This window comes from Paraburkholderia sp. C35 (assembly GCF_003121405.1).
GTDB lineage: Bacteria > Pseudomonadota > Gammaproteobacteria > Burkholderiales > Burkholderiaceae > Paraburkholderia.
In genome coordinates, this window is sequence record NZ_QBUY01000071.1 from 13,875 (window position 1) to 26,857 (window position 12,983).

The 12,983-nt window shown below is 61.3% G+C and carries 14 protein-coding genes; 1 reads left to right on the forward strand and 13 read right to left on the reverse strand.

Going from position 1 to position 12,983, the window contains the following annotated elements; translation table 11 throughout:
* Positions 1–3: 3 nt before the first annotated feature.
* Complete coding sequence (locus DK391_RS30355) at positions 4–1,221, forward strand: acyl-CoA dehydrogenase family protein (RefSeq protein ID WP_109481698.1); 1,218 nt, start codon at positions 4–6, stop codon at positions 1,219–1,221.
* A gap of 65 nt (positions 1,222–1,286) precedes the next feature.
* Here the strand turns inward: DK391_RS30355 and DK391_RS30360 are convergent, their stop codons facing one another.
* The 13 genes from DK391_RS30360 to nuoI all read right to left on the reverse strand — a co-directional run bounded on the left by DK391_RS30360 (position 1,287) and on the right by nuoI (position 12,980).
* Positions 1,287–1,751 carry a MaoC family dehydratase gene (locus tag DK391_RS30360; RefSeq protein WP_109481699.1) on the reverse strand — a complete coding sequence of 155 codons (465 nt, stop codon included), beginning with the start codon at positions 1,749–1,751 and terminating at the stop codon, positions 1,287–1,289.
* A complete protein-coding gene (locus DK391_RS30365; RefSeq protein ID WP_109481700.1) occupies positions 1,748–2,206 on the reverse strand; it encodes a MaoC family dehydratase in 459 nt (152 codons plus the stop codon). The genes DK391_RS30360 and DK391_RS30365 overlap by 4 nt, the downstream gene beginning before the upstream one ends.
* A gap of 27 nt (positions 2,207–2,233) precedes the next feature.
* Positions 2,234–3,361 carry an acyl-CoA dehydrogenase gene (locus DK391_RS30370; protein WP_109481701.1) on the reverse strand — a complete coding sequence of 376 codons (1,128 nt, stop codon included), beginning with the start codon at positions 3,359–3,361 and terminating at the stop codon, positions 2,234–2,236.
* A gap of 10 nt (positions 3,362–3,371) precedes the next feature.
* The gene (locus DK391_RS30375) at positions 3,372–4,568 is read right to left on the reverse strand and encodes an acyl-CoA dehydrogenase family protein (RefSeq protein ID WP_109481702.1); all 1,197 of its coding nucleotides are present in this window, start codon (positions 4,566–4,568) and stop codon (positions 3,372–3,374) included.
* 53 nt (positions 4,569–4,621) lie between these two features.
* Positions 4,622–5,053 carry a DUF1178 family protein gene (locus DK391_RS30380; RefSeq protein WP_109481703.1) on the reverse strand — a complete coding sequence of 144 codons (432 nt, stop codon included), beginning with the start codon at positions 5,051–5,053 and terminating at the stop codon, positions 4,622–4,624.
* A gap of 240 nt (positions 5,054–5,293) precedes the next feature.
* Positions 5,294–5,884 (reverse strand): NUDIX hydrolase, encoded by a 591-nt coding sequence (locus DK391_RS30385; protein ID WP_109481704.1) that lies wholly within the window; start codon positions 5,882–5,884, stop codon positions 5,294–5,296.
* Positions 5,885–5,925: 41 nt separating this feature from the next.
* On the reverse strand, positions 5,926–6,222 hold the full coding sequence (locus DK391_RS30390; protein WP_109481705.1) for a DUF2818 family protein: 297 nt from the start codon (positions 6,220–6,222) through the stop codon (positions 5,926–5,928).
* A complete protein-coding gene (gene nuoN / locus DK391_RS30395; protein ID WP_109481706.1) occupies positions 6,222–7,706 on the reverse strand; it encodes an NADH-quinone oxidoreductase subunit NuoN in 1,485 nt (494 codons plus the stop codon). Before nuoN ends, DK391_RS30390 begins: the two co-directional genes overlap by 1 nt.
* Positions 7,707–7,731: 25 nt before the next feature.
* A complete protein-coding gene (locus tag DK391_RS30400; RefSeq protein ID WP_109481707.1) occupies positions 7,732–9,225 on the reverse strand; it encodes an NADH-quinone oxidoreductase subunit M in 1,494 nt (497 codons plus the stop codon).
* Between the two features lie 24 nt (positions 9,226–9,249).
* Complete coding sequence (gene nuoL / locus DK391_RS30405) at positions 9,250–11,316, reverse strand: NADH-quinone oxidoreductase subunit L (protein ID WP_109481708.1); 2,067 nt, start codon at positions 11,314–11,316, stop codon at positions 9,250–9,252.
* Positions 11,317–11,334: 18 nt separating this feature from the next.
* Positions 11,335–11,640: an NADH-quinone oxidoreductase subunit NuoK gene (gene nuoK, locus DK391_RS30410; protein WP_006052894.1), complete on the reverse strand. Its 306-nt coding sequence runs from the start codon at positions 11,638–11,640 to the stop codon at positions 11,335–11,337.
* Positions 11,641–11,658: 18 nt separating this feature from the next.
* The gene (locus DK391_RS30415) at positions 11,659–12,327 is read right to left on the reverse strand and encodes an NADH-quinone oxidoreductase subunit J (RefSeq protein WP_109481709.1); all 669 of its coding nucleotides are present in this window, start codon (positions 12,325–12,327) and stop codon (positions 11,659–11,661) included.
* A gap of 164 nt (positions 12,328–12,491) precedes the next feature.
* A complete protein-coding gene (gene nuoI, locus DK391_RS30420; RefSeq protein WP_012401389.1) occupies positions 12,492–12,980 on the reverse strand; it encodes an NADH-quinone oxidoreductase subunit NuoI in 489 nt (162 codons plus the stop codon).
* Positions 12,981–12,983 lie beyond the last annotated feature (3 nt).

Here is a 12,983-nt window from a genome sequence, read left to right on the forward strand (position 1 = left end):
AAAATGAATTTCGACTACACACCGAAGGTCCAGGCGTTGCGCGACAAACTGCTCACGTTCTTCGACGAGCACATCTATCCGAACGAACCGGTCTATGCCGCCGAGGTTGCGCGCAATCGCCAGGCGGGCAACGCATGGGTGCCGACGGAACTGATCGAAACGCTGAAGCAGCAGGCGCGCGACGCTGGCCTGTGGAATCTGTTCCTGCCCGACTCCGAGCGCGGCGCGGGACTGACGAACCTCGAATATGCGCCGCTATGCGAGATCATGGGTCGCGTGCCGTGGTCGCCCGAAGTGTTCAACTGCAACGCGCCCGACACGGGCAACATGGAAACGATCGAGCGCTACGGCAGCGAAGAAAACCGGCGCGAGTGGCTGGAGCCGCTGCTGCAAGGACAGATCCGCTCGGCCTTTCTGATGACGGAGCCTGAGGTGGCGTCATCGGATGCGACGAACATCCAGACCAGCATCGTGCGCGACGGCGACACCTATGTGATCAACGGGCACAAGTGGTGGTCATCGGGTGCGGGCGATCCACGCTGCAAGCTGTTCATCGTGATGGGCAAGACAGACCCGGACGCGCCGCGTCACGCGCAGCAATCGATGATACTCGTGCCGGCCGATGCGACGGGGATCACCGTGCATCGTCCGTTGACGGTGTTTGGCTACGATGACGCGCCGCATGGCCATATGGAGATTACGCTCGACAACGTGCGCGTGCCGGCTGCCAACCTGCTGCTAGGCGAAGGACGTGGCTTCGAGATCGCGCAAGGACGGCTCGGGCCTGGCCGCATTCATCATTGCATGCGGCTGATCGGGCTCGCTGAACGCGCCCTCGAATTGATGGCGCGGCGGGCGCTGCAGCGGGTGGCATTCGGCAAGCCGATTGCTGCGCAAGGTGTGACGCAGGAGCGGATTGCCGAGGCGCGGTGTCTGATCGAGCAGGCGCGACTACTCACGCTGAAGACGGCCTACATGATGGATACCGTCGGCAATAAAGGCGCTCGCGGTGAGATCGCGATGATCAAGGTTGTTGCACCCAATATGGCCTGTCAGGTGATCGACTGGGCAATCCAGGCGCATGGTGCAGCAGGGATGAGCGAGGATTTTCCTCTGGCCTATGCCTATACCACCGCGCGATGGCTGCGGTTCGCCGATGGTCCCGATGAAGTGCATCGCAATGCCATCGCCAGGATTGAACTTGCCAGGTATGGGGAGTGATGTCGGTTTTCCGGTTCGGCGCGCCGACTGCGTCAGACGCACAACACCGGGCGCCGCGCCAACCACTAGAAATAGTGCCGCGTAATGAACTCAGCGACACACACGGGACGCTCGCTCCCCTGCCGTTCGAGCGTCACGTTCCACGCGATCTGCACACCGCCTGCCTCGACGTCCGTCACGCTCTCGACCACGAAGCTCGCGCGCAAATGCGATCCCACGGTCACAGGCGCCGTGAAGCGCACCCGGTTAAGCCCATAGTTGACGCCCATGCGCTGCTCGAAACGAAACGTATCGACCAGCAACGCAGGCATCAGCGACAGCGTCAGAAAACCATGCGCAATCGGCCCGCCGAACGGCGACTCGCGCTTCGCACGCTCAGGATCGACGTGACTCCATTGATGATCGCCCGTTGCGACGGCAAACCGGTCGACACGCGCCTGATCCACTTCGACCCAATCGCTCACGCGCTCCGGCTGACCGACCAGCGCGCGCACGTCGTCCGCTGAAGCGAGCGTCAGCTCCGGCGTCATGCTGACGCTCCAGGATTACGCAGCCCGAAAATCGCCTTCGATCGCACCGTGATCACGAGTTCGCCATCCTGATTGAAGCCCTGCCATTCCGTCGACACGATGCCGCGATCCGGCTTGCTCGCCGACACGCGCTTGTCGAGCACGCTATTCATCATGCGGATCGTGTCGCCGACGCGCACCGGCTTCAGCCAGCGTAAATCGTCGATGCCCGGCGACCCCATCGACGTCGAACCTGCCAGCGCGTTGCGCACCAGCATGCCCATCATCACCGAGCACGTGTGCCAGCCGCTCGCGATCAGCGTGCCGTATGGCGACGCCGCCGCGCCCGCATCGCTGACGTGAAACGGCTGCGGATCGAACTGCTCCGCGAAGCGCACGATTTCATCGCGCGTGAACGTGTGCGAGCCGACTTCGTACGACTTGCCGACTTCCATGTCTTCGTAGCTCAAGCCCATGTTTACCTCGTTTGTGTGCCCGCGCGTTCAGGCGTCAGTCATGATGAAGCCCGGCAGCGCGGCAAAGCGCGCCAGATGATGATCGACATCGCCGAGCGTGGTTTCGATGATGGCGAGACGCTTGAACAGATGCGCCGCCGCGACTTCGTTCGTCACGCCCATGCCGCCGTGCAGTTGCACCGCCTGCTGGCCGACGAAGCGCGCTGCCTGTCCCACGCGCACCTTGGCCGCCGATACCGCGCGACGCCGCTCGTCGAGATCGTCGCTGCTGTAATGCACGGCGGCGAGATAGGTGGCCGAGCGCGCCTGTTCGGTGTGAATCAGCATCTCGACCATGCGATGCTGCAGCGCCTGGAAGCGTGCAATCGGTACGCCGAACTGCTGGCGCGTCTTCGTGTATTCGACCGTCGCGGCATTGAGTGCGTCGAGTGCGCCGATGGCTTCGGAGCACAGCAAGACTGTGGCGTAGTCCGCGATGTGTTCCAGCGCGGCGGCGCCCGCATGCCTGCCATTCAGCTTGCGCGCTGGTGTCGCGTTGAACACGAGCGTCGCGGCGCGCTGGCCGTCGATCGTGCGGTAATCGGTGATCTGCGTGTTCGCTGCATCGCGCGCGACGATGAACAGGGCGATCTCGCCGTCGAGCCGCGCCGGCACGATCCAGTAGTCAGCCTGCGCACCATGTTGCACGACCGATTTCGTGCCGCTCAACGCAAAACCATCGCCCGCGCGCGCTGCCGTCGTTGCGACCGAAAACAGGTCGTAGCGTGCATCGGGTTCATGAAACGCGACAGCAAGTTTGATCTCGCCTTGCGCCGCGCGTTCGAGCAACGCGGCATCGTCGCCCTCGCCCGTGCCGGACAGCTTCAGCGCCTCGATGCCGACCGCCGTCGCCCAATACGGCTCGACGACGAGCGCACGTCCCAGTTCCTGCATCACGACCAGCATGTCGATCGCGCTGCCGTCGAAGCCGCCCTGCGCTTCGGGCACAGGCAAGGCCGTCAGCCCCAGTTCGGCCAGCGCCGACCAATGCTCGCCCGATACGCCCGCTTCCGTCTTGACGATGGCCTGACGTGCTTCGAAGCCGTAGTGCTTGTCGAGATAGCGGCGCAGCGCGTCGGCGAATTGCTGCTGTTCGTCGGTGAAATTGAAGTTCATGCGCCGCTCCTCACAGTCCGAGAATCATCTGCGCGATGATGTTCTTTTGAATTTCGTTCGAGCCGCCGTAGATCGACGTCTTGCGGTAGTTGAAGTAGTACGCGGCCAGCGGCGCGGCATCGTCGTCGCCCGCGATGCTGTGCGCGCGTTCACCTTCGAGGAACGGCAGATCGAACGGCGCGGCGAGCGGACCGACGGCTTCGAACATCAACTCGGTCAAACCTTGCTGCACTTCTGTGCCCTTGATTTTCAGCATCGAGGCTTCCGGTCCCGGCCCGCGTCCGCCCGCTTCATTCGCGACCACGCGATGCACCGTTACTTCGAGCGCCATCAGTTCGATTTCAAGGCTCGCGACCTTCGCGGCGAACAACGGATCGAGCAGCAGCGGCTTGCCGTTCTTTTTCTGATTCAGCGCGATGCGCTTCAGGAATGCGAGTTCGCGCTTCGACTGACCGACGCGCGCAATGCCCGTGCGCTCGTGGCCGAGCAGATACTTCGCGTAGGTCCAGCCGCGGTTCTCGTCGCCGACGAGATTGTCGACGGGGACTTTGACGTCTTCGAAGAACACTTCGTTGACTTCGTGGTCTTCGTCGAGCGTGATGATAGGACGCACGGTGATGCCCGGCGTCTTCATGTCGATTAGCAGGAACGAGATGCCCTCCTGCTTCTTCGCGCCGCTATCCGTGCGCACGAGGCAGAACATCATGTCGGCGTGCTGGCCGAGCGTGGTCCAGGTTTTCTGGCCGTTCACGACATAGTGATCGCCGACGCGTTCGGCGCGCGTACGCAGCGACGCAAGATCGGAACCCGAACCCGGCTCCGAATACCCCTGACACCACCAGTCGGTGCCATCGAGAATACGCGGCAAGTAGTGGCGCTTTTGCGCTTCACTGCCGTACTTCATCAGCACGGGCGCGACCATCGATACGCCGAACGGCAGCACTGTCGGCGCACCGAGACGCGCACACTCCTCGTCCCAGATATGACGCTGCGTCGCGTTCCAGTTCGGGCCGCCGTACTGCTCAGGCCACGCAGGCGCTGACCAGCCGCGCTTGCCGAGCAGCTTGTGCCAGCTCGCGAAATCGTCGCGGTTCAGACGCTTGTGATTGAGGACTTTGTCGCGCAGCTCGTGAGGCAGATTCGCTTCGAGCCAGGCGCGGATGTCGGCGCGGAACGCGTCGTCAGCGGGGGAATAATTCAGATCCATGCGCAGTGCTCCTGGCCGCGGCCTTGCGCCGCCAGGAGCACTGCAAGCGATGGCTATTGCAGCGGCTCTTTCAGTGCGGCGGGCACAGGCAACGGCATCACATCGATGCCTTCTTCGACAAGGGCGCGTGCATCTTCCGGCGTCGTGACGCCACGGATGCTGCGAGCGGGCGCTTCGTTGTAGTGAATGCGCCGCGCTTCCTCGGCGAAGCGGTCGCCCACGTTCTCGGTCTTTTCCAGTACCTCGCGCAGTGCGCGCATCACTTGCGCCTGCAACTCGCCAACGTCCGCCGCCTTCTCCTTCGACGCGCTCGTCGCGCCCGACAGATTCAGGCGCGGCGCCGATGGCAACCGGCTCACTTCCGTCGCGCCGCAAACCGGACATGCGACCAGCTTGCGGGACAACTGCGATTCGAATTCATCGGCGGAGGCAAACCAGCCTTCAAACCGGTGATCGTGCGGACACTGTAGATCGAGGACCTTCATGTGGAATCAGGGCTTGCGTATGAGTGTAGCGCAAAATGGAAATTTGTGAACGGTCGTTCGTAAAAATCATTCTGCTTTTTTGCTGGCCAGGCCAGCATGGCAACGAACGGCAACCAGCCATTCTAGCGCGTTGCCGCAGGACGCGCCGACGCTCGATTTACGGCCCGCCGGGCAACGTTCGCAATAAAAAACGGCAGCGCGAAGCTGCCGTTTCTGGTGAGACGCAAGGCTTTGACCGCGTCAGCCCGCTTCGGGCGCATTCTCCGGCCACGCACCCGACAGCAGCTTCTCGAGCCAGAACGTACCGATGATCGTCTTCACATCGCTCAACTGCCCCGTGCGCACCCACTCCGATACGTCCGACAGCTTCGCGATAAACGTCTCGAGAAACTCGCCATCGTCGAGCTTGCGCTCACCTGCCGTCAGACCGCGCGCGACGTAGATGTCGATGAATTCCGTCGAATACGAAATGATCGGATGCACGCGCGTCAGGTAGATGTACTCGCGCGCCGTGTATCCCGTTTCTTCGAGCAGCTCGCGCTTCGCGCAATCGAGCGGATCTTCGTTCGGATCGAGCTTGCCAGCCGGATATTCATACATCACCTTGCCCATCGCGTAACGGTACTGGCTTTCCATCAGCACGCGGCCGTCGTCGAACAGGGGAATCACCATCACCGCGCCGGGATGCTGCACATATTCGCGCGTGGCCTGCTTGCCGTCGGGCAGACGCACGGTGTCGAACTTGACCGTCATGAACGGCCCTTGATAGGCGACTTCGCTCGTGATGCAGGTTTCTTTCAGCGCAGCGTCGTGATCGGGCAGGTCTGCCATGTGCGGCCTCTTTGCAGCAGGAAGCGCGACGGCCGGAACCGTCAGCGCCGTTTGACGAGATATTGGAACGTGAAGCCCGGGAAGGCGAACACGATGAACAGGCTGAAGGTGATCGCGTAGAACTGCCAGCCCTGCTCGAAGCGGTTGCCGGCGCGTGCTTCAAGCATGAAGCCGAGCGCACCGACAATGAAATACAGCACGATCAGTTCGCCGATCCTGATCCACGCGCTCTTCTTCGTGCCCTTGAGCGGCATGAATCCGAACACACGTTGATTCAGGAACGGCAGGTTGGCGCCGACGAGCGCCAACAGCACGATAAACCACCCCGCTGCCGACATTACAGCGGGAACGGCAGCGTATGCGAAATAGCGTTCAGGCAGAGCGACATCAGCGGACCCGGCACGATACCGAGCACCACCACGGCCACGCCGTTGAGCGCCAGCAGCGCGCGCTTGCAGGAGTCGCCGGCGATCGGCGTCGTATCGACGGGATCATCGAAGTACATCAGCTTGACGATACGCAGGTAGTAGAACGCGCCGAACAGCGACGTGATCACGGCCAGCACGGCCAGCCACGTGAGACCCGCGTTCATCGTCGCTTCGAGCACGGCCAGCTTCGCGTAGAAACCGACTGCGGGCGGGATGCCGGCGAGCGAGAACATCATCACCATCATCACGAACGCGAACACCGGGCTGCGCTGGTTGAGGCCCTTGAAGTCGTCGAGCGTTTCGGCTTCGAAGTCGCGGCGTGCAAGCAGCATCACCACGCCGAACGAACCGAGCGTCGTCACCAGATAGACGATGCTGTAGAACATCGCCGAGCCGTAGGCGCTCGCCGCCGAACCCGTCTTGCCGTCCCCCACGCCGGCCAGCATGCCGAGCAGCACGAAGCCCATATTCGAGATGGCCGAGTAGGCGAGCATCCGCTTGACGTTGCGCTGGACGATACCCGTGATATTGCCGACGATCAGCGACAGCGCCGCCAGAATGACCAGCATCTCCTGCCAGTCCACTGCCAGCGGCAGCAGGCCCATCACCAGGAAGCGCCGGCCCCACGCGAACGCGGCAACCTTCGGACCACCACCAACGATCAGCGACATCGCCGTCGGCGCGCCCTGATACACGTCGGGCACCCACATGTGGAACGGCACGGCGCCCATCTTGAACGCGATACCCGCAACGATAAAGATCACGCCGAACAGCAGCACGACATCGTTGATATGGCCCGATGCCACCGCTTTCAGCACTTCGTTCAGTTCGAGCGAACCCGTCGCGCCGTAGAGCATCGAGATGCCGTACAGCAGGAAGCCCGATGCCAGCGCGCCCAGCACGTAGTACTTCATCGCGGCTTCGTTCGACGGCGCGTTTTCGCGGCGCAGCGCAATCACGGCGTACAGCGACAGCGACATCAGTTCCAGACCGAGATACAGCGTCAGGAAGTTGTTGCCCGAGATCATCACCAGCTGGCCGAGCAGCGAGAACATGCCGAGCAGGAAGAAGTTGCCTTCGAACAGCCCGCGGTCTTCCAGATACTTGCGCGAGTAGACGATCGACACCGCGTAACCCAGCGACACCACCGCCTTCATCACGTTGGCGAACGGATCCACCACGTACATGCGCGAGAAGTAGTATTGCGGCCCGGCGCCCGGCGCGAAAGCGTCGATGAGGTACCAGACGCCGGCCACCACCGTCGAGATCAGCGCGATGAAATACGTCGTGCGGCGGCTCTCGGGTCCGGCAAACGTGTCGTTGAGCCACGCAACGACGATAGCGGCCATCACTAGCGCGTCGGGCAACAAGGCGGTCATAGGTGCGTTTTGCATGATCTTTAAATTCCTACGCTTCGCATTACTGCGACAGCGGCAGCTTCGACTGCGCAACGTGGGACAGGAGGTTTTCCACCGACACGTGCATTACTTCGGTAAAGGGCTTCGGATACAGCCCCATGTACAGCGTCAACAGCGCGAGCACGGCCAGCATGAAGAACTCGCGACGGTTGATGTCGACGAGGCTCTTCACATGGTCGTTCACGACCGCGCCGAAGTACACGCGCTTGTACATCCACAACGTATAGGCCGCGCCGAGAATCAGCGTGACGGCCGCACCGAACGCAATCCAGAAGTTGTACTGGACAGCGGCCAGAATCACCATGAACTCGCCGACGAAACCGGACGTGCCCGGCAGGCCGCAGTTCGCCATCGAGAACAGCATCACGAGCGCCGCGAACTTCGGCATCGTGTTGACGACGCCGCCGTAATCGGCGATCTGACGCGAGTGCATACGGTCATACAGCACACCGATGCAAAGGAACATCGCGCCCGACACGAAACCGTGCGAGATCATCTGCACGATCGCGCCTTCGGTGCCCAGCTGGTTGAAGATGAAGAAGCCGAGCGTCACGAAACCCATGTGCGCGATCGACGAATACGCGACCAGCTTCTTCATGTCCGCCTGCACCATCGCGACGAGACCGATGTAGACCACCGCGATCAGCGACAGCGTGATCACGACGGGCGCGAGGAAATGGCTCGCATCCGGCGCGATAGGCAGCGAGAAACGCAGAAAGCCATATGCACCGAGCTTCAGCATGATCGCAGCCAGCACCACCGAGCCGCCCGTCGGCGCTTCCACGTGCGCGTCCGGCAGCCACGTGTGGACCGGCCACATCGGCACCTTGACGGCGAACGCGAGAAAGAACGCGATGAACAGCAACACCTGCGGCGTCATCGACAGCTTGGCGGCGTGCCATGCAGCGAGATCGAACGTGCCCGTCTGCGTGTACAGATACAGCAGGCCGATCAGCATCAGCAGCGAGCCCATCAGCGTGTAGAGGAAGAACTTGAACGCCGCATACACGCGGTTCGGCCCGCCCCATACGCCGATGATGATGTACATCGGAATCAGCGTTGCTTCAAAAAACACATAGAACAACATGCCGTCGGCCGACGAGAACACGCCGACCATAATGCCCGACAGGATGAGGAACGCCGCCAGATACTGCGCAACGTTCTTCGTGATTACTTCCCATGCGGCGATCACGACGATCACCGTAATAAGCGCCGTCAACACGACGAACCACATCGAAATACCGTCGATACCGAGGTGGTACGTGATGTTGAAGCGCTCGATCCAGTTAGCCTTTTCTTCGAACTGCAATGCTGCCGTACTCGTGTCGAAATCCGTCATCAGCGGAATCGTCACGATGAAACTCAACACCGACCCGATCAGCGCGACCCACCGCGCCGGACCAGGATTGCGATCTGAACCGATGGCCAGAACCACCAGGCCGAAAACGATCGGCAGCCAGATCGCGATACTCAGAATCGGAAACGTCGTGTGCATGAGATGTCTCTCCAGCCTGTTTTTTTATTTGCCGCCGAGCGTTACAAACAAGGTCAGGAGCCCCAGCATGCCGATGATCATGGCGAATGCGTAGTGGTAGATGTAACCCGATTGCAGGAAACGGATCACGCTCGCAAACCAGCCAACGAAGCGTGCGCTTCCATTGACGATACCGTCGATGACCACGACGTCGCCTTCCTTCCACAGGCCACGGCCGATGGCCACGGCGCCGCGCGCGAAGACGATTTCGTTGATCTTGTCCATGTAGTACTTGTTATCCAGCAGCGTGTAGATCGGGCCGAAACCACGCTTGATGACGGCCGGGAGATCCGGACGCTTCAGGTACAGGAACCACGACACCACGACGCCAGCCAGCGCCAGCCACACAGGCAGACCCGAGTTAGCGTGCAGACCCATCGCGGCCCAGCCCTGGAAGTCTTCGGCCATCTCGTGCAGCGCCGGATGGTATTCGCCGATGAAGATCACCTTGTCGAACGCCACGCCGTGCTGGAAGAAATCACCGTACAGCATCGGGCCGATCGCGATCGCGCCGATCACGATCGACGGAATGGCGAGCAGCACCAGCGGCACCCACACCACCCACGGCGTCTCATGCGGCTCGTGAGCGTGGCCGTGATCATCATGACCGTGGCCATGGCCGTGGTCGTCATGTGCGTGCGCAGCCGCTTCGATGCCCATCGGCGATTCCGGATGCTTCGGACCGCGGAAGCGCTCTTCGCCGTGGAACACCATGAAGTACATGCGGAACGAGTACAGCGCCGGGACGAACACGCTCGCCACCACCGCGAAGTACGCGAAGCCCGAACCCGGCAGATGCGACAGCTTCACCGCGTCGATGATCGAGTCTTTCGAGTAGAAGCCCGAGAAGAACGGCGTGCCGATCAGCGCCAGCGAACCCACCAGCGACGTGATCCACGTGATGGGCATGTACTTGCGCAGGCCGCCCATGTTGCGCATGTCCTGATCGTGGTGCATGCCGATGATCACCGAACCCGCGCCGAGGAACAGCAGCGCCTTGAAGAACGCGTGCGTCATCAGGTGGAACACGGCTACCGGGTATGCCGACACGCCGAGCGCGACCGTCATGTAGCCAAGCTGCGACAGCGTCGAGTAAGCGACAACACGCTTGATGTCGTTCTGCACGATGCCGAGGAAACCCATGAACAGCGCCGTGATCGCGCCGATCACCGTGATGAACGACAGCGCCGAGTCCGACAGTTCGAACAGCGGCGACATACGCGTCACCATGAAGATACCGGCCGTCACCATGGTTGCCGCGTGGATCAGTGCGGAAATCGGCGTCGGGCCTTCCATCGAATCAGGCAGCCACACGTGCAGCGGGAACTGCGCCGACTTACCCATCGCGCCGATGAAGAGGCAAATACATGCGACCGTCAGCAGACCCCAGTCGGTGCCCGGGAAGCTCAGCGCGGCCAGTTCGTGGCGCTTCGCGAACACGTCGCCGTAGTTCATCGAGCCGCCGTACGCGAGGATCAGGCCGATGCCGAGGATGAAGCCGAAGTCGCCCACGCGATTGACGATGAACGCCTTCATGTTCGCGTAGATCGCGCTTTCACGCTTGAAGTAGAAGCCGATCAGCAGGTACGAGACGAGGCCCACCGCTTCCCAGCCGAAGAACAGCTGCAGGAAGTTGTTGCTCATCACGAGCATCAGCATCGAGAACGTGAACAGCGAGATGTACGAGAAGAAACGCTGGTAACCCGTTTCTTCGTCGGCCATATAGCCGATCGTGTAGACGTGCACCATCAGCGACACGAAGGTCACCACGCACATCATCATCGCCGTGAGCGTATCGACGAGGAAGCCCACTTCGAACTTCACCTTGCCGACCGTCATCCATTCGTACACGGTCGCGTTGAAGCTCGCGCCGTTGAGCACGTCGAGGAAGACGATGCACGAAAGCACGAAGGAAATCGCGACGCCGAGGATCGTGACCGTATGGGCGCCCTTGCGCCCTACCGTGTTGCCGAACAGCCCCGCAATCAGCGAGCCGGCCAGCGGTGCGAGTGCTACCGCCAGCAGCAGGTTTTCATTGAGTGTGGTTGACATATACGCCTGTGCCTGAAATTAACCTTTGAGCTGATCGAGATCCTCGACATTGATCGTGTCGAGGCTACGGAACAGGGTCACCAGAATTGCAAGACCGATCGCCGCTTCTGCTGCCGCAACAGTCAGCACGAAGAAGACGAAGATCTGGCCATGCACATCGCCGAGATAATGCGAGAACGCGACGAAGTTCGTGTTGACCGCCAGCAGCATCAGTTCAATTGCCATCAGGATAATGATGACGTTGCGACGGTTCAGGAAAATGCCAACGATGCTGATCGCGAAAAGGATCGCGCCAAGCACGAGGTAATGGGCAAGAGTCAACATGATTTTTTCCTCCTCACGTCAGCTGTTCTTGCCGGCGCCCGTGTCGCCAGCAACGGTTTCAGGTTCAGCCGGACGTTCCTTCTCTGCGGCCATCTTGACCACGCGCACGCGGTCTTGTGCACGCACCTTGACCTGATCCGACACGCGCTGGCGCTTGCTGTCCTTGCCTTGACGCACGGTCAGCGCAATCGCCGCGATGATCGCGACGAGCAGCACGAGGCCCGCCACTTCGAATGCGAAGATGTAGTCGGTGTAAATGATCTTGCCGATCAGGCGCGTGTTCGACCAGTCGGCTGCGCCTGCAACGGCGGCCGTCGTGTCGCGCACGGGTTGAACCGTCGCGCCGTAGCCGTGCCACAGGATCAGTGCCGTCTCGATCACGATGATCGCGCCGACGACCGTGGCCATCGGCACGAAGCGCTTGAAGTCACGGTGCAGCACGTCGAGATTGATGTCCAGCATCATCACGACGAACAGGAACAGCACCATCACCGCGCCGACGTACACCAGCACCAGCAGGATCGCGAGGAACTCTGCCTGCAGCAGCATCCAGATCGCGGCCGCGTTGAAGAACGCGAGCACGAGGAACAACGCGGCCGACACCGGGTTGCGCGAAGTGATCACCTTCAGCCCTGACACCGTCAGGAGTAGCGCGAAGATGTAGAACAGTACGGTCGTGAAGTCCATGATTACCGATTCATCGTTAGGCCATCGTCAGGCTTGGTGCTTTGGCGCGCGTCGCCTGCAGCATTGTGTTGCTTTGCTCGACGCAGCGCCAGAGCGGTCTGGCAGCGTCGCACGTTTCTTATGCCTGGCAGATACGTGCGACTTCGAACTACAGGGTCAACCTGTCAACGATAGGGTGCGTCCGCTGCCTTGTTGGCGGCGATCTCCGCTTCGTAGCGGTCGCCGACTGCCAGCAGCATGTCCTTCGTGAAGTACAGGTCGCCGCGCTTCTCGCCGTGATACTCGAGGATGTGCGTTTCGACGATCGAATCGACCGGGCAGCTCTCTTCGCAGAAACCGCAGAAGATGCACTTGGTCAGATCGATGTCGTAGCGCGTCGTACGGCGCGTGTTGTCCGCGCGCGTTTCCGATTCGATCGTGATGGCGAGCGCCGGGCACACCGCTTCGCACAGCTTGCACGCGATACAGCGTTCTTCACCGTTCTCGTAGCGGCGCAGTGCATGCAGGCCACGGAAGCGCGGGGAAATCGGCGTCTTCTCTTCCGGGAACTGCACGGTGATCTTGCGCTGGAACGTATAGCGTCCCGTCAGCGCCAAACCCTTGAGCAGTTCGGTCAGAAAGAAGGTCTTGAAGAAGTTTTGGATTGCGGTCATGGT